Consider the following 15,403-nt stretch of genomic DNA (forward strand, 5'->3'; position numbering starts at 1 on the left):
AACGTCATGAGCACACTTCTCGCAGCCACGATGGCCAGTTCGGTGATCGCACGGGGTCCAAGCACCATGAGTTGCCTCAAGAAAGTCGCTGCGGTGGCACTGGTCGCCATGGCCGCAGGCTGCGCAACCACCGATGCGCTGAACAACGACAACCTGGCGATCGCCGCCGGGTTCAAGATGATCACCCCGAAGAAACCGGACCAGCAGGCGATCCTCGCCAAGCTTCCCAAGGACAAGGTCAGCCCCGTGACCTACCAGGGGGCGACCTACTACGTGCTGCCCGATGCGATGAACAACGTGGCGTACGTGGGCGGGGCGACCCAGTACCAGGACTATCAGCGCTTGCGCGTCGCCAAGCAGCTGAGCAACAACAACCTCGAGGCCGCCCAGATGAACGAGATGGATTGGGGCGGCTGGGGCGGCTGGGGCGGACCCGCCTTCATCGGCTTCCGGCGCTAGCGGCGCGACGCCGGCAATACGCAAGGGGCACGCATGAAGCAGCATCCATGCATCCGGGCCGTTCTCCTGGCCGCGAGCCTGGCCTGTGTGGTCGGGGCGCAAGCGCAACAGGCACGGACCGACGGTCCGGCGCCGCGGACCCGGGTCGCGCCGGCCGCGCCGCAGCTCGAAGCCAAGGCCATGGATCTGCTGCGCGCCATGAGCGGCGCACTGACCGGGGCCTCGTCCATGATGTTCACCGCCGTGGCCAGCTACGAGACCCCCACGGCCATCGGCCCGCCGCTGGTCTTCTCGACCGTGTCGGAGGTGCTGGTGCAGCGACCGGACAAATTGCGCGTGATCACGAGCGGCGACGGCAAGGCCTCGGAGTACTACTACGACGGCAAGACCTTCACCGCGTTCGCACCGTCCGAGAACCTCGTGGCGATCGCGCCCGCGCCGCCTACCCTGGATGCCGCACTCGAAGCTGTCTTCAAGAATGCGGCGATCTATTTTCCGTTCGCCGACGTGCTGGGGGCCGATCCCTTCAAGAATCTCACCGAAGGCCTGACCAAGGCGTTCTACGTCGGTGACTCGAGGGCCGTGGACGGGACGACGACCGACGTGATCGCGGTGGTCAGCGACGAACTCTTCATGCAGATCTGGATCGGCGCCGACGACAAGCTGCCACGCCGGCTGCGCGCGACCTACCGCGGCGACCCGCTGCTGCTGCGCCACCAGGTGGACCTTTCGAAGTGGAAGCTCGACCCGGTCGTGGCCGCGGAAGCCTTCGCATCGGTCAACGCGGCCAACGCCCGCAGGATTCCGCTGGCCGCCCCGCACGCCGCGCCTGCAGCCCCCCAGGGCAGGAGCGGCAGGCCGGCCAAGACTCCCTGACGGGCCGAAAGGAACTTCGACATGAATGCACGGAATGCCACTCCTCTTCTGCTGGCGGCCGCGCTGCTGGCCACGGGATTCCCGACGACGGCGGCGGCGTGGGCACGGGCCAACGCGTGGGGGGGCCGCACGGTCGGCGGTTTCGGTGGCTTCACGCACGACAACGCGTTCGGCGGCAGCACGACGCACAGCTGGTATGGCGGAACGAGCCACACGAACCGCTTCGGTGGCACCACGACGGGCGCCTACGGCATGGGCGCCGTGCACACCACGGCGGGCGGCTTCACCACCTACCATCCACCGGCCTATGGCTACGGCGGCTATGCGCCGTACTACCGGCCCGTGGGCGTGCCGTACTACCACCCGGGCTGCTACTACGACTGCGGCGGCGCCGTGGCCGCCGGCGCCGCGGTCGGGCTGGCAGCGGGCGCGGTCGCCGGCGCGGCGATCGCAAGGGCCAACACCATCCCGGCCTACCCGCTGGGCGCCGACTTTTCCACGCTGCCGGCCGGCGCGACCTATGTCGACCGCGGCGGCGTCACCTACTACCAGGTCGGCGGCTCCTGGTTCCGGCCTTCCTTCGGGGCCAACGGCGTCTACTACAGCGTCGTCGCGGCGCCCTGACGGCCTCCCGAGTCGCACGCGACCCAAGGAGCAGGCATGCACCGAGCCGGAGCTTTCATCGCCACCCGGCAGGTCGCGGGCATCGTTGCGGCCTTCGCGTCGCTGTCGGCCGCGGCGCAGGTTGCACCTTCGCAGGACGCGTGGCAGTTCGAAATCATTCCCTACCTCTGGGCGCCGGGCATCTCGTCGGATCTTCGGCTCGGTCCCTTGCCTGGCAGCAGTTCGCACGTGAGTTCCACCGGCGTCCTCGGCGCGCTGGACTTCGGCGCCATGGGGACGCTGGAGGCCCGCCGAGGCCCCTGGGGCGCGCTGCTGGACATGCAGTACGTCAAGCTCGGCGTGTCGCGTCAGGGCGTCCTGGGCGCCCCGCTCGGCCTGGACGTCGACTACACGCAGCAGATCTACACGCTGGCGGGCCTCTACCGCGTCCTCGACAGCCGGGTCGCGGTCGATCTGCTGGCGGGCGGACGCTACGTGAACGCCAGGACCGAGATCGACCTGGCCCCCCACCTGCCCGGGCCACGCCGAGAGGAGTCGGTCGACTGGTGGAACGGCATCGTCGGCGCCCGCGTCATCGCACCGATCGACGACAAGTGGTCGCTGATGGGCTACCTCGACGCCGGGTGGGGCAACTCGACATCGAGCTGGGAAGCGATCGCCGGCGCCAGCTACCAATACTCGCCGTCGGTCTCCTTCAAGTTCGGCTATCGCTACCTGCGCTTCAGCCGCGACGAAGGGCTGCTGAACATGGTCGCGCTCGGTGGCTTGTTCGCGGGTGCCGGATTCCGGTTCTGACGGCGCCCGCTGCGTGATCTGCCTTCCCAGGTCGTTTGTTCGAGGTGGCCTGGCACCTCCCCAACCCGAGGAAAAATCATGACGACGAAGAAGCCCAACATCCTGATTCTCTGGGGCGACGACGTTGGCTGGTGGAACATCAGCTACAACAGCCGCGGCCAGATGGGGTATCGCACGCCCCACATCGACCGCATTGCCAATGAAGGCGTCGCTTTCACCGACTACTACGCGCAGCAGAGCTGTACCGCGGGCCGGGCCGCCTTCATCACGGGCCAGAACCCGATCCGCACCGGCCTCACCAAAGTAGGCATGCCGGGCGCCGCCGTGGGGCTGCAGAAGGAGGACCCGACGATCGCCGAGATGCTGAAGCCGCACGGGTACGCCTGCGGGCAATTCGGCAAGAACCATCTGGGCGACAAGGACGAGTACCTGCCCACGATGCACGGATTCGACGAATTCTTCGGCAACCTCTACCACCTCAATGCCGAGGAAGAACCCGAGGACCCGGACTATCCGAAGGACCCTGCTTTCAAGAAGCGCTTCGGCCCGCGCGGCGTGCTGCATTGCCTGGCCGACGGCAAGGGCGGGCAGACGATCGAGGACACCGGCGCCTTGACGAAGAAGCGCATGGAGACCATCGACGACGAGACGACGGAGAAGGCGTTGAAGTTCATCGACAAGTGCCATGCGGACGGCAAGCCCTTCTTCCTCTGGTACAACACCACGGCCATGCACTTCAGGACGCACTGCGCCGACAAGCACAAGGGCAAGAGCGGCGGCCAGGGCGACTACAACGACGTGATGGTCGCGCACGACGAGCACATCGGCGAGATGCTCGACAAGCTCGACCAGCTCGGCATCGCCGACGACACGATCGTGATGTATTCGACGGACAACGGCCCGCACTTCAACAGCTGGCCCGACGCCGGCATCACGCCCTTCCGGGCCGAGAAGAACACCAACTGGGAAGGCGGCTGGCGGGTGCCGTGCTTCGTTCGCTGGCCCGGCAAGTTCAAGGCCGGCACGGTCATCAACGGCATCGTGTCCCACCAGGACTGGATGCCGACGCTGCTGGCCGCTGCCGGCGAGGAAGACATCAAGGAGAAGCTCGTCAAGGGCTGCAAGATCGGCGAGAAGGACTTCAAGGTGCACCTCGACGGCTACAACATGCTGCCCTACCTGAGCGGGCAGGCGAAGGAGAGCCCGAGAGAGGCGTTCTTCTACATCAGCGACGACGGCGACATCATGGCCATCCGCATGAAGGACTGGAAGGTCGTGCTGATGGAGCAGCGCGCGAAGACCCTGCAATGCTGGTTCGAGCCCTTCGTGAGATACCGGGCGCCGAAGATGTTCAACCTGCGGCGCGACCCGTTCGAGCGGGCCGACGAAAACTCGAACACCTACTGGGACTGGGTCATCTCGCATGCCTACATCGTCTACGCGATGCAGGGCGCGGTGGCGCAGCAGATCGAGGCCTTCGTCAAGTTCCCGCCGCGGCAGAAGCCGGCGGCGTTCAATCTCGACGAGGTCATGCGCAAGCTGCAGGAGTCCTCGAGCGCGGCCCACTGAGGCCTTGCCTGAAAGCGCGCCATGGCGATCTCCGTCCAGCTGACCGTCAACGGCAAGCCGGAGACGCTGCGGGCCGACGACCCGGCCATGCCCTTGCTCTATGCCTTGCGCAACCAGCTGGGCCTGCACGGCTTGCACTTCGGCTGCGGGCTGGCGCAATGCGGCGCCTGCACCGTGCACTACGACGGCGAGCCGCTGCGCAGCTGCGTGATGCCGCTGTCGGCAGTGGCCGGCGCCCGCATCGTGACGCTCGAAGGCCTCGGCACGCCGGACCGGCCGCATCCCCTGCAGCAGGCCTTCGTCGACGAGCAGGCGGCGCAGTGCGGCTACTGCATCAACGGGATGATCATGCAGGCGGCGGGGTTGCTGGCGACCAACCCGCATCCGACGGAGCAGCAGGTGCGGCAGGCGCTGGCCGCCAACCTGTGCAAGTGCGGCACGCACGTGCGCATCCTGCGCGCGGTGATGCGCGTGGCGGACCGCAAACCCTGAAGGGCGCGAGATGGCCGCACCCCCGGTTCCCCTGTCACGGCGCGCGATGCTCCGAGCCGGCGGTGCGCTCGCGGTGGGCTTCACCCTCCGTGTCCCAGCCCAGGCAGCCGACGAGTCGTCGGCGGGGAGGGCGGCGCGCGGTCGGGTCGTCTCCGCGGACGAGGTCGACGGCTTCATCGTGATCGACGGGCAAGGCGGCGTCACGCTCTACAGCGGCAAGGTAGAACTGGGCACCGGCGCGCTCACGGCGCTGACGCAGATGGCGGCCGAGGAACTCTCGCTGCCATTCGAGCGCTTGACACCGGTGCAGGGCGACACGCTGCTCACGCCCGACCAGCGGCCGACTTATGCGAGTTTGTCGGTGCAGCAGGGCGGCATGCAGATCCGGCGCGCCGCGGCGACGGCGCGCGAAGCCTTGCTCGAGCGGGCGGCGCGGCAACTCGGCACGACCAAGGCGGCGCTGCGCGCGCAGGGCGGCCGGGTGGTCCCCGTGGCGGGAGGCGGGGAGGGGCTGTCCTATGCCGAGCTGGTGGCGGGCGCGAGCCTCTCGCTGCCTGTCGATCCGGCGGCGCCTCTGAAGAACCCGCACGACTACACGGTCGTCGGCAAGCCCGTTCCTCGCCTCGACATTCCGAGCAAGATCTTCGGCCGCTTCGATTTCGTCCATGACGTCCGTGTGCCCGGCATGCTGCATGCGCGCATGGTGCATCCCGCGTCGGCCGGCGCCAGCCTGGAAGCCTTCGACGACACGCCGTGCAAGCGAATTCCGGGTTATCTGCGCACGGTACGCAAGGGCGACTTCCTCGCCGTCGTCGCGACGGACGAATGGGCCGCGGTTCGCGCATCGACCGCAATCGTGGCGCGCTGGAGCGCATGGGCCGGCCTGCCCGACGAGGCCCGTCTGGTCGAGTATCAGCGCGGCGCGAAGGTCGACCGCGACCAGGTTTTGCAGGCGCACGGCGTCACCCCCATCGGCGCGGCCGTGGCGGGACGCCAGCTGCGCGCCAGCTACGACTTCCCGCTCAACACCCACGGCTCGATCGGGCCTTCGTGCGCGGTCGCCGACTTCAAGGACGGTCAGCTCACCGTGTGGACGCCGTCGCAGGCCAGCCACCTGCTGCAGAAGCAGCTCGCCGCCATGCTGGGGCTGGCGACCGGCAAGGTGCGCTGCATCTATGTCGAAGGTGCGGGCTGCTACGGACGCAACGGCTCCGACGACTGCAGCTCCGAGGCGGCGCTGATCGCCATGCAGATCAACCGCCCGGTGCGGCTGCAGTGGATGCGCGCCGACGAGCACGGCTGGGACCCCAAGGGCCCGCCGACCCTGCTCGACTACCGGGCCACGCTCGACGCAGAAGGGCGCATCGCGGCCTGGGATGCCGACATCTATCTGCCCGAGCGGCCGATGCGGCGCTCGGGCGCGACACTGCTGGGTGCCGTGCTGGCGGGGCTGCCGCGCTACGGGTCAGACGAAGGCATCTATGACCCGGGCCTGGGCATTCCCTACGCGCTTCCCGACAACCGGCTCACGGCCCACTGGCTGGTCGACACCCCGCTGCCCGCCGCATGGATCCGCGCGCCCGGCCGCATGCAGAACACCTTCGGCACGGAGAGCTTTCTCGACGAGATCGCGGCGGCGACGGGCACCGATCCCTTCGAGCTGCGGATGCGGCACCTGAGCGACCCGCGCGGCCGCGAGCTGATGGAGCGGCTGCGCAGCTTCGCCCGCTGGGAGCCGCGTGCCTCCCGGCCGCGCGACCCCGGCGAACTCGCGCGCGGACGCGGTATCTCGTATGCCAAGTACGAGCTGGTGCGCACCTACGTCGGCGTGGTCGCGGACGTCGAGGTGCATCGCCCGACCGGCGCGATCCGTGTGCTGCGCGTCGCGGTCGTCCACGACTGCGGCCAGATCATCAACCCCGACGGCCTGCGCAACCAGATCGAAGGCAACGTGGTGCAGACCGTCAGCCGCACCCTCATCGAGCAGTTGCGCTTCAGCCGCAGCGCCGTCACCAGCCTCGACTGGGCCAGCTACCCGATCCTCACCTTTCCGGGCGTGCCCGAGGTTGCCGTCGACCTGATCGACCGCCCCACCGAGGTGCCTTGGGGCGCGGGCGAGCCCACTACCTCTGTGATTCCGTCCGCCATCGCCAATGCGGTCTTCGACGCCACCGGCGTGCGCCTGCGCTCGGTGCCGTTTCGGCCCGCGGTGGTCCTTGCCGCGCTCGCGCAAGTCGAGAGGAAATGACCGCCATGCCATCGCACGACGCGACATCGAGGGACCATGTCTCGGCCTCGTCCCTGGCCGAGAACGTCGCCTTCCACGGCAGTCCGCAGGAAATCGAGCGCATCGGCGATGCCGGCCCGAGCGGCGCCTTCGCGGTCGCCGGGTTGGCGGTGTTCGTGCTGCTGCTGCTCTGGATCGCCTTCTTCTTCTTCGTCTTCGCGCCGCGGGGCAGCAGTGGCTGAGGTCGACCTGCTTCCCGGCGTGACCGACGGCTCCGAGCGCCGCTGGGCGCGCGTGGTGGCGGTCGTCGTCGCGCTGGTGGTGGCGCTGATGATCTACAGCGGCCTGCACTGGAGCGCGATCGCGCCCGCGCCGGTGCAGGCGATCGATGCCGCCACGCTGCACCTGTCGGGCGAATTCATGGAGGCCAACCTGGGCACCGCCATCGAGCCCGACGGCTCGGCGGTGGTGCGCGTGCTGGCACAGCAATATGCGTTCGTGCCCGCCTGCATCGTCGTGCCGGCCAACACGCCCGTCGTTTTCCGCATCACCAGCCCGGACGTGGTGCACGGCTTTCTGATCGTCGGAACGAACGTCAACAGCATGGTGGTGCCGGGCTACGTGGCCGAGTTGCGCACCCGCTTCGATCGCGCCGGCGAGCATGTCATGCCATGCCACGAATACTGCAGCGTCGGCCACGAAGGCATGTGGGCGCGGGTGAAGGTGCTCGAACGCGCCGAGTTCGATCGCCTGCACGGCAGCGAGCGGAGGGCCTCCTGTGCAGGGTAGCCGCAAGCTCGTGCTGGCCCACTTCGGGGCGGCCTTCGCAATGCTGGCATTCGCGATTCCGCTCGGTGCCTGGCAGATGCTGGTGCGCAGTCCGCTGCACCGCTGGGTCGACCCCGAGCGCTACTACATCGCCGTGACGGCCCATGGCAGCACACTCGCCTACATCTTCCCGACGCTGGTCGCGATGGGTTTCGGCTATGCCGTGTGCGCGGTCGCGCTGGGCCGGCCGATGCGCGGCATGGCCATGGCGTGGCTGTCGCTCTGGCTGGTGCTCGGCGGCGCCGCCATGGCGCTGCTGACGGTGGCTGGCGGCAAGGCGACGGTGCTCTACACCTTCTATCCGCCGCTGCTCGCGAGCGCCTGGTACTACCTCGGCATCCTGTGCGCGGTCGCTGGATCGTGGATCTGGGTCTGGCTCATGGTGTGGCACTTCAGGCAATGGAAACGCGACCATCCGGGCCTGCCGGTGCCGCTGGCGATGTTCGCCACCACCGCCGCGGCGCTGCTGTGGGCCTGGACCTCGCTCGGGGTCGGCTCGGAGATCGTGTTCCTGATCCTGCCCAATGCCTTCGGCTGGACGAGCTCCATCGATCCAGGCCTGGCCCGCGTGCTGTTTTCCTGGACCTTGCATGCCATCGTCTATTTCTGGCTCATGCCGGCCTACATCGCGTTCTACGTGCTGCTGCCGCAGGCCGCGGGCGGGCGTCTCTACAGCGACCGGATGGGCCGCATCGCCTTCCTGCAGCTGCTGGTGTTCTCGATGCCGATCGGACTGCATCACCTCTTCACCGACCCGCAGGTCGGCGCCGGCTTCAAGTTCCTGCATGCGGTGTTCACGGGCATGGTCGCGGTGCCGACGCTGCTCACGATCTTCACCATCTGCGCTTCGCTGGAGATCGCGGGGCGGCTGCGCGGCGGTCGCGGCCTGTTCGGCTGGGTGGCGGCATTGCCCTGGCAGCAGCCGATGGTGCTGGCCTCGGGCCTGTCGCTGCTGATGCTCGGGCTGGGCGGCGCCGGCGGGCTCATCAACATGAGCTACGCGATGAATGCGACGGTGCACAACACGCAGTTCGTCACGGCGCACTTCCACCTGATCTTCGGCGGCGCGGTGGTCATCATGTACTTTGCCATCGCCTACGAGCTGTGGCCGCGGCTCACCGGCAGGGCGTTGCCGTCGGCGCTCATGCGGCTGCAGCTGTGGAGCTGGTTCGCGGGCATGCTGATCGTGACGCTGCCATGGCACGTCGTCGGCCTCATGGGACAACCCAGGCGCATGTCCTACTACGACTACACGGACCCGGCGCTGGCGCCGCAGGCGATCTGGGTCGCGCTGTCTGCAGTCGGCGGCTTCGTGCTCGTGCTCTCGACGCTGCTGCTGGTCGGCATGCTGCTCGCCTCGTTCCGAAGAGGCATCAGCGTGCAGCCACCGTTGCGCTTCTCGCTCGCCATCGAACCGCCGCGCAGCCTGCCTGCGTCCTTGAACGGATTCGGCGTCTGGGTGGTGCTGGTGGCGGCGCTCACGGTGACCAACTACGGCTTTCCGATCGCGCAGGCGCTGGCGGCGCGCGGCAGTGCGGTGGCGGCATTCCCGACGGGGGGGTGATGACCACCGGCTCGCGACCGCCCCCTCGCGACCGCAGGTTCGCGGTCTGGATCGGATCGATCGCGGCGCTGCTGGTCGCCGCCACGGCAGCGGGATTCGTCTGGCTGCCGGCGGTACAGGCCGGGCGCGACGGGCCCGGCTTGTGGGACGCGATCTGCAGTGCGATCGGGCTGCCCTCGCGGGACGCGCGCGCCGCCGCGGTCGCGGGCGCCGAGCCGCCATCGAACGTCGCCTGGACCGCTGCCACGCAGCAGCTGCTCGCGGGCGCGAATCCAGGCCGGGGCGCCGCGCTGGCTGCAGCATCCTGCAACGGCTGCCACGGTCCGGCGGGCGTGAGCGACGACGCCATCTTCCCGAACCTTGCGGGCCAGAGCAGGGCCTCGATCTACAAACAGCTGCAGGACTTCAAGAGCGGGCGGCGCGATCCGGCCGTGATGGGCGGCTATGTGGCCGCTCTGAGCGATCGCGATCTCAGCGATCTGGCTGCTCACTATGCGGCGCTCCCGGTGCCGGGCACGGCGCGGGGGCAAGGGCAGGCGCAGCAGGCCCCGGTCGATGCCGCGACGCTGCGGCTGGTCGACCATGGCGATCCCATGCGCGGCATCGCGGCCTGCGCCGCCTGCCATGGACCCATGGGATTCACCGCCGCCGCACCGCGGCTCGAGGGCCAGCAGCGGGCCTACCTCGAGGTCCAACTGGAAGCGCTCGCCAGCGGCGCAAGGCACAACGACATCGGCGCGCAGATGCGCGGCATCGCTCGCCAGCTGACGGCGCGGGAGATCAGTGGGCTGGCCGCCTACTACGCGGCCGCGCCCGCCGGCGAAACCGATTCGCGATCGAAGTCGACCCGCACGAATTAGCCTTGGAGTCGGGGCTGCGCGGACACGTACGTGGGTGTAGGTAGGCGCCCCTCTGGATGTTCGCCCCCCGAACTTTCACAATGGAACGCCGGGCGTGTCCAGAGTCACTCGACCCGCCCGGACCATTCAACCTGTTGGGGACATGCAATGAGCAAATCGGTCGCGGTCATGGTCGCAGGCCTTCCTGCCGTGGGACGCTTCGCCTTCGCAGCCGTCGTCGCCGTCTCGCTTTCGGGTCTGGCCCGGGCCCAGGGCGACGGCGGCAGCCAGACGGCCTGCGAGTTGCAATACAGCACCTGCAAGCAGACCGCGCGTGCCGACTACCAGTTCTGCCGCAATGCCTCGGAGAAGAATTGCCGCCAGCGCTTGAACCGGTCGCTGCAGAGTTGCAGGAGCAGCCAAAGCCGATGCGCCAACTCGACAGCGGGTGTCCAGTTCAGCGGATGACGGAGGGCGTCGGAAAAAGCTTGCCTTGGTCTCGCCGATCGCCGATATTCGCCCCAGCCGTTGGTCTCCGTTCATCCTCAGACGGGCCTTTGGTCAGAGCCATCGCGGATGTTGCTCCATCGGCGATGGCTCGATTGATTCCAGTCGGCCCATTGCGAGTTTCCTGTCAACCGAAGGCACGAGGCCTTCGTTGTGCCATGACCTCCGCCGATGGCCGAGGCGAATCGCCCTTCAAAACACACGAGGAAATTCGATGACCAAACTTCTCGCAGTCATGCTCACTGGCCTGTTTGCAGCAGGTGCCTATGCCCAGAACCCGGCTGGCGCATCGTCGGAGCAACAACCGGTAACAAATAGCAAAGCGCAGAATCGCGCCCAAGCGAGGGTCGAGTCGCGTCCCCAGGGCAAGGTACGCAAGCCCACGGGCGATGAAGCCAAGTCCAGCGAGATCAACCCCGAAGCGGCTGGTGGGAAGGCCGCCGTCGCAGGCCAGAACAGGGCTGATGCGAAGCCCCAAGGGATGGCAAAGAAGCCGGTGGGCGATCTGGGCACCACGCCTGAACTCAATCCGGAGGCCAGCGGTGGCAAGGCGGCGGCAGCGGGGCAGGCGAAGGTCGGTGCACGCGACGCGAAGGCTGCAGCGAAGAAGCAGGCCGCCACGAACTGACCGGCCCTGGCGGCGGGGCGAACTGGCCTCTGGTGGCCTATCGTCCTCGCGCCGGGCAGTTCATCGCTTGACGTAGGCTTTCAGATTCTTGCAGGCGCTTTCGAACATCGATTCGAAATACATCTTCGACAGCGGACCGCCCAAGCTGACCGTCAGATGGGGCTCCATCGCAACGCGGTAGTTGAATCGGGTCTTGCCCGGCTCGATCTCTTCGAGTTGATAGTCTTCCGCCAGTGCATGGGCGAGCGGCATGGAAGTGCCGGTCGCGTAGAACGCCATGCGGCGCCCCGGCTCCCAGATGAAGAAGTGCTCGTCGATGCTGACAGTGGCCAGCGAGGCAGTGCGTGTGCTTCCGACGCCATACGGTTTTTCGCTGGTCCAGACCACCTTGTGAATGGCGTGGAACCAGCGGGGCCAGGACTCGCCATCCTCGAAAATGGCAAAGACCCTGGACGGCAGCGCGTCGAGGTCGACGACGTTGCTGAACAGCATCGGCGCGGTGTCGAAGAACGCCGCGTCGACGGGGCGACATTCGAAGTGCACGGCGAGCGCTTCTGCTACTTGGCGGCCGGCATGCCGGGGGTACCGGGCGGCGCGGGGTATTGACCCGGCGTCTTGCCCGGATTGCCGGCCTCCCGGGCGTTGGCGCGCGCCTGACCCGCTGCTGCCGCCTTGCCCGAGCCGATGTCGTCGTTCAGGGGGGAGGTCACCTCGTCACCACCGACCTTCTTGACCTTGCCGTGCGCCCGCGCATTGTCCTTGGCCTGCGCCCGCTCCTGCGGCTTGCTGTTGGTGATGACCTGTTCCTGCGACGATGCGCCCGGAGGGTTTTGTGCGTATGCGCCGGCCGTGAACAGGCCGGCGATCAAGGTGGCGAGAATCTTGCTCATTGAGGGCTCCTTGGTGGGGTTGAGATTGCTCCTTGCAGCCATGAAGAACGACTGCCGCCACAGGCCATCTGCGATGGACCGGCCAACTCATTGTGTGAGTGCTTCCTCGACAAGACCATCCCGGCGGCCACGTACCGTCACGTACGTGAGAATCATGACTGATCCTTGGATCGAACAGGCCAGGCGAGGCTCGCAGCTCAGTGCCAGGCGCCCCGCCATTGCGGATCGATCGCGGTCCAGGCGGCGCCGTCGCTGCGATCCCAGCCCACGATGCGGAGTTCGAAAGAAGGCCCGTCCGTGTCCGCGGCCAGCGGCGTCGACGCGGAAGCAGGCACCGCGCCGCCCCCTCGACCGACGGCGGCGACCGCGCCCAAGGCTGCGAGCATGCCCCCGCCCGCGGCGATGCCGCTGCCGAGCACGAAGGTCCTGCGATCAATCGGCATGGCCGGGCTCCGGGTGAGGCTGCGCAGCGGCCAGCGGCGACTGCAGGAAGGCGGGCGTCGACCCCCAGCGTTGGCGGGCGGCGGCCAGGATGCTGGCGGCTTCCAGTGCCTCGCCGGCCTGGATCGCCGCGGCATGGGCTTTCTCGAAAGCCCGCAGCGTCGGGCGGTTCGCGAGGTCGATGGCGGTCAGCTCGAAGGCCCGGCGCGCGTCGTTGCCGCTGCCGGCATAGAACTCCGCCGCGTGGTCCGCGAAGGCGAGCGGATGCCGCGCAAGCAAGCGCTCGAAGCCGCTGCGGGCCGCCTCGCACAGCGCCTGCGCCTCGGCCGGCCGGCCCTGCGCCATCGACACGTCGCAAAGACGCCAGCTCACTTCCGGGTCGGCACTTGCGAGCACCGGAAGCAGCAGCGCGCGCGCCTCGGAGCAGCGTCCTTCGGCCGCTGCGATCTCGGCCAGGTGCACGCGCGCCTTGACGTAGCCGGGCAAGTCCTCGATGGCCTTGGCGTACCAGCGGGCCGCCCGTGCGTGTTGTGGCCGGGGCGCGCGTTCACCCCACAGCACGCCGAGCAGGAAGCAGACCCAGGCCACCGCGAAGGGCGAGACGTCGCGGTAGGCGTCGAGGGCGCGGCAGTAGGCGCGCTCGGCCGCGTCGAACTCGCCGAGGTCCACGAGCAGCGAACCCAGTGGTACCCAGTCTTCCAGCCGGCCCGTTTCCCGGGCGTGGCCCCATCGCTGTTCCAACAGGACTTCGAGCGATACGCCGCAGGCCTGATCGATGCTCATGGCGAGCCTTTGGGCGGCGAGCGCGGGGCAGCCTCGATGCGTCGCCCGTGCCAGGCAGTCCCTCGCGAAGGCGAAGCGATGGGTCGAAGCTGCGACCTGGGCCTCGATGAGTGCCGTGCGCGCGGATTCCGGATCCAGCCGGACCAGGTGGCCCGCCAGCTGCTCCAGCCGGTCGTATGCGTCGAGATCCCCGAGGAACTGCGCATTGAGCTGCTCTTGCTCGATGAGACCTTCGGCGATGCCCGCTCGCAGCGGCGCCTGCCAGAAGCGGTTCCATGACTGGGCCAGCGTGCTGCGCAGGTTGATGGCTGCGATGACGCCGTCGGTGGCCTGGACCGGGCCGGTCGCGAGAGCGGGCTCGGCGATCATTGGGGGACGCCGAAACGCGGCTTCAGGCTGTCGAGACCAGTCTTCAGCAAGGTCGAACTGATGGTCTTCACGATGATGTCGGGCTGGCCGCCCGGCATGTACTGGACGCGCCATTCGACCGAACTGCCGCTGCCCTTGGGCTTGACGTCCAGAACGCCCGTGTAGTCGGTGGCGGGGATGCCGGCGATGGACGTGTAGCGGTAGCTGCGCCGCGCGTTGTCCATGGCGTCCAGACGTTCGATGAGCTGCTTGCCATCGATGGTCTCGATGGTGCGCAGCTGGCCGACACCCGTGCCGGTCAACTTGATGCTCGCGACCAACGGATGCCACTGCCCGCCGAAGCCGCCGATGAGCGCCCAGACCCGGTCGGGTGGTGCGGCGAGGTCCACGGAGAAAGCGATGTTCTGCAGTTCCGCATTGGGAGCGGCGAGGTACGGAAAGCGCGTCGTCCCCGGCTTGGTCGCGCCGGTCGAGCCGCCCTGCAGGAATTCCCGGTCGTGGTTCACCATCCAGGTGAGCAGGATGTCGATGACATCGGAATCCACCGTCCGCCCGCCGCCGGTCTGGTAGGGACGGCCCGCGAGCGTGCTCTTCTCGATCTCCAGGTGGCTGGTGTCCGAGGTGGGTTTCGTCACGTCGATCGTCATGAAGTCGTCGAGGAACATGTTGGCGTTGGCGGCCAGCGCCGCAGGCGTCCAGTCCTCCTTGCCGTCGCGCATGTCCCAGTTCTTCAGGCTGTCGACCATGCGCTTTCGGAACAGGGGCATCAACTCCTCGGAGATCGCGAACGGCGTCTGCTGGTTCCACAGGTCGCGAACGTCGTCGGTGCCTTCCATCCCGTTGTTGTTCAGCCGCATGTTGGTCTGCTCCGGACGGCCGACCCAGTCGATGCGCGGTGGGTCGTGGCCGATGAAGCCGCCAGGCTTCGGAATCGGAATGGTTTCGGCGATGACCCCGAAGAGCGACCCCTTCGCGGGGTCCAGCACGCGGCGGGTGTCGAACTCGATCAGGAAGGTCAGCACGTTGTCGTGTTGAAGCAAGTTGGGAAACTTCTTCATCTCGGCCACGATCCAGGCCAGGTAGAACGGATCCGAGCGCAGTCCCGCGAACACGCGGTAGGTGCCATCGGCCGAGGTCGAGCCGTTTTCATCGTCGACCACGAAGCGGATCGCCTGGCCGCCGGGAACGGTGCAGGTGCCGCGCTGCAGCGGCCGCTTGCCCTGCGTGGCGCGCTCCAGGACGTCGAAGCGAAAAGTGAAGCGAAGTTCCGGATCACTCGGCTTGAACTGGGTCTTCTCGCCCGTGCCGGCGATCGTCAGGCGGCGCGCGACGATGGCATGGTCGATGGCGTTCGAGAACATCGCCTGCGTGCCGGCGGACGGAAACACGTTCGCCGCCAGCACGGTGCGATTCGGGTCCGCCGGGCTGATGAAGGCGAACAGGTCGGTCAGGTCGGCCGAGGGGTCGCCGATCTGGCGCGGGCCGTCGACATGGTCGGACATGGCGTCGGGC

At 68.0% G+C, this 15,403-nt stretch carries 18 protein-coding genes; 13 read left to right on the top strand and 5 right to left on the bottom strand.

The features are described from left to right. Window positions 1–6 precede the first annotated feature (6 nt). The 13 genes from QTI17_RS03715 (at window position 7) to QTI17_RS03775 (ending at window position 11,408) form a co-directional block, all read left to right on the top strand. On the top strand, window positions 7–459 hold the full coding sequence (locus QTI17_RS03715) for a hypothetical protein (protein WP_286531079.1): 453 nt from the start codon (window positions 7–9) through the stop codon (window positions 457–459). A 33-nt stretch (window positions 460–492) separates the two neighbouring features. Next, the gene (locus QTI17_RS03720; protein WP_286531081.1) at window positions 493–1,335 is read left to right on the top strand and encodes a DUF2092 domain-containing protein; all 843 of its coding nucleotides are present in this window, start codon (window positions 493–495) and stop codon (window positions 1,333–1,335) included. 21 nt (window positions 1,336–1,356) lie between these two features. Next, on the top strand, window positions 1,357–1,959 hold the full coding sequence (locus QTI17_RS03725; RefSeq protein WP_286531083.1) for a hypothetical protein: 603 nt from the start codon (window positions 1,357–1,359) through the stop codon (window positions 1,957–1,959). Between the two features lie 36 nt (window positions 1,960–1,995). Continuing rightward, window positions 1,996–2,754 (top strand): porin family protein, encoded by a 759-nt coding sequence (locus QTI17_RS03730; RefSeq protein ID WP_286531085.1) that lies wholly within the window; start codon window positions 1,996–1,998, stop codon window positions 2,752–2,754. Window positions 2,755–2,832: 78 nt separating this feature from the next. Further along, entirely contained in the window at window positions 2,833–4,323 is a 1,491-nt protein-coding gene (locus QTI17_RS03735) for an arylsulfatase (RefSeq protein WP_286531087.1), read from the top strand. Window positions 4,324–4,344: 21 nt separating this feature from the next. Next, entirely contained in the window at window positions 4,345–4,815 is a 471-nt protein-coding gene (locus tag QTI17_RS03740) for a (2Fe-2S)-binding protein (RefSeq protein WP_286531089.1), read from the top strand. A gap of 10 nt (window positions 4,816–4,825) precedes the next feature. Then, window positions 4,826–7,063 carry a xanthine dehydrogenase family protein molybdopterin-binding subunit gene (locus QTI17_RS03745; protein WP_286531090.1) on the top strand — a complete coding sequence of 746 codons (2,238 nt, stop codon included), beginning with the start codon at window positions 4,826–4,828 and terminating at the stop codon, window positions 7,061–7,063. Window positions 7,064–7,068: 5 nt separating this feature from the next. Continuing rightward, a complete protein-coding gene (locus QTI17_RS03750) occupies window positions 7,069–7,284 on the top strand; it encodes a hypothetical protein (protein WP_286531092.1) in 216 nt (71 codons plus the stop codon). Between the two features lie 88 nt (window positions 7,285–7,372). Then, the gene (locus QTI17_RS03755; protein WP_503011017.1) at window positions 7,373–7,831 is read left to right on the top strand and encodes a cupredoxin domain-containing protein; all 459 of its coding nucleotides are present in this window, start codon (window positions 7,373–7,375) and stop codon (window positions 7,829–7,831) included. Beyond that, on the top strand, window positions 7,821–9,434 hold the full coding sequence (locus QTI17_RS03760; RefSeq protein WP_286531095.1) for a cbb3-type cytochrome c oxidase subunit I: 1,614 nt from the start codon (window positions 7,821–7,823) through the stop codon (window positions 9,432–9,434). Before QTI17_RS03755 ends, QTI17_RS03760 begins: the two co-directional genes overlap by 11 nt. Beyond that, window positions 9,434–10,294 (top strand): c-type cytochrome, encoded by an 861-nt coding sequence (locus tag QTI17_RS03765; RefSeq protein ID WP_286531096.1) that lies wholly within the window; start codon window positions 9,434–9,436, stop codon window positions 10,292–10,294. Before QTI17_RS03760 ends, QTI17_RS03765 begins: the two co-directional genes overlap by 1 nt. Window positions 10,295–10,441: 147 nt before the next feature. Beyond that, the gene (locus tag QTI17_RS03770) at window positions 10,442–10,741 is read left to right on the top strand and encodes a hypothetical protein (protein WP_286531097.1); all 300 of its coding nucleotides are present in this window, start codon (window positions 10,442–10,444) and stop codon (window positions 10,739–10,741) included. A 253-nt stretch (window positions 10,742–10,994) separates the two neighbouring features. Continuing rightward, on the top strand, window positions 10,995–11,408 hold the full coding sequence (locus tag QTI17_RS03775; protein WP_286531098.1) for a hypothetical protein: 414 nt from the start codon (window positions 10,995–10,997) through the stop codon (window positions 11,406–11,408). A 60-nt stretch (window positions 11,409–11,468) separates the two neighbouring features. Here the strand turns inward: QTI17_RS03775 and QTI17_RS03780 are convergent, their stop codons facing one another. From QTI17_RS03780 to QTI17_RS03800, 5 genes are all read right to left on the bottom strand, one after another. Next, window positions 11,469–11,900, bottom strand: coding sequence for an SRPBCC family protein (locus QTI17_RS03780; protein ID WP_286531100.1), 432 nt, complete (start codon window positions 11,898–11,900; stop codon window positions 11,469–11,471). 65 nt (window positions 11,901–11,965) lie between these two features. Continuing rightward, on the bottom strand, window positions 11,966–12,298 hold the full coding sequence (locus QTI17_RS03785; RefSeq protein ID WP_286531101.1) for a cell envelope biogenesis protein TolA: 333 nt from the start codon (window positions 12,296–12,298) through the stop codon (window positions 11,966–11,968). A 197-nt stretch (window positions 12,299–12,495) separates the two neighbouring features. Further along, window positions 12,496–12,741: a hypothetical protein gene (locus tag QTI17_RS03790; RefSeq protein ID WP_286531103.1), complete on the bottom strand. Its 246-nt coding sequence runs from the start codon at window positions 12,739–12,741 to the stop codon at window positions 12,496–12,498. Beyond that, window positions 12,731–13,891, bottom strand: a complete 1,161-nt coding sequence (locus tag QTI17_RS03795) for a tetratricopeptide repeat protein (RefSeq protein WP_286531105.1) — start codon at window positions 13,889–13,891, stop codon at window positions 12,731–12,733. The genes QTI17_RS03790 and QTI17_RS03795 overlap by 11 nt, the downstream gene beginning before the upstream one ends. Beyond that, a complete protein-coding gene (locus QTI17_RS03800; RefSeq protein WP_286531107.1) occupies window positions 13,888–15,393 on the bottom strand; it encodes a DUF4331 family protein in 1,506 nt (501 codons plus the stop codon). The genes QTI17_RS03795 and QTI17_RS03800 overlap by 4 nt, the downstream gene beginning before the upstream one ends. Window positions 15,394–15,403 lie beyond the last annotated feature (10 nt).

Origin of the sequence: Variovorax sp. J31P179 (genome assembly GCF_030316985.1) — a bacterium.
In the GTDB taxonomy this organism is placed as follows: Bacteria; Pseudomonadota; Gammaproteobacteria; order Burkholderiales; family Burkholderiaceae_C; genus Variovorax; species Variovorax ginsengisoli_B.

Coding starts and splice junctions, on each gene's coding strand:
- QTI17_RS03800 (WP_286531107.1), bottom strand. CDS start 15,393: ATGTCCGACCATGTCGACGGCCCGCGCCAGATCGGCGACCCCTCGGCC.
- QTI17_RS03720 (WP_286531081.1), top strand. CDS start 493: ATGAAGCAGCATCCATGCATCCGGGCCGTTCTCCTGGCCGCGAGCCTG.
- QTI17_RS03790 (WP_286531103.1), bottom strand. CDS start 12,741: ATGCCGATTGATCGCAGGACCTTCGTGCTCGGCAGCGGCATCGCCGCG.
- QTI17_RS03755 (WP_503011017.1), top strand. CDS start 7,373: ATGATCTACAGCGGCCTGCACTGGAGCGCGATCGCGCCCGCGCCGGTG.
- QTI17_RS03735 (WP_286531087.1), top strand. CDS start 2,833: ATGACGACGAAGAAGCCCAACATCCTGATTCTCTGGGGCGACGACGTT.
- QTI17_RS03715 (WP_286531079.1), top strand. CDS start 7: ATGAGCACACTTCTCGCAGCCACGATGGCCAGTTCGGTGATCGCACGG.
- QTI17_RS03740 (WP_286531089.1), top strand. CDS start 4,345: ATGGCGATCTCCGTCCAGCTGACCGTCAACGGCAAGCCGGAGACGCTG.
- QTI17_RS03765 (WP_286531096.1), top strand. CDS start 9,434: ATGACCACCGGCTCGCGACCGCCCCCTCGCGACCGCAGGTTCGCGGTC.
- QTI17_RS03745 (WP_286531090.1), top strand. CDS start 4,826: ATGGCCGCACCCCCGGTTCCCCTGTCACGGCGCGCGATGCTCCGAGCC.
- QTI17_RS03770 (WP_286531097.1), top strand. CDS start 10,442: ATGAGCAAATCGGTCGCGGTCATGGTCGCAGGCCTTCCTGCCGTGGGA.
- QTI17_RS03750 (WP_286531092.1), top strand. CDS start 7,069: ATGCCATCGCACGACGCGACATCGAGGGACCATGTCTCGGCCTCGTCC.
- QTI17_RS03795 (WP_286531105.1), bottom strand. CDS start 13,891: ATGATCGCCGAGCCCGCTCTCGCGACCGGCCCGGTCCAGGCCACCGAC.
- QTI17_RS03730 (WP_286531085.1), top strand. CDS start 1,996: ATGCACCGAGCCGGAGCTTTCATCGCCACCCGGCAGGTCGCGGGCATC.
- QTI17_RS03725 (WP_286531083.1), top strand. CDS start 1,357: ATGAATGCACGGAATGCCACTCCTCTTCTGCTGGCGGCCGCGCTGCTG.
- QTI17_RS03785 (WP_286531101.1), bottom strand. CDS start 12,298: ATGAGCAAGATTCTCGCCACCTTGATCGCCGGCCTGTTCACGGCCGGC.
- QTI17_RS03780 (WP_286531100.1), bottom strand. CDS start 11,900: ATGCTGTTCAGCAACGTCGTCGACCTCGACGCGCTGCCGTCCAGGGTC.
- QTI17_RS03775 (WP_286531098.1), top strand. CDS start 10,995: ATGACCAAACTTCTCGCAGTCATGCTCACTGGCCTGTTTGCAGCAGGT.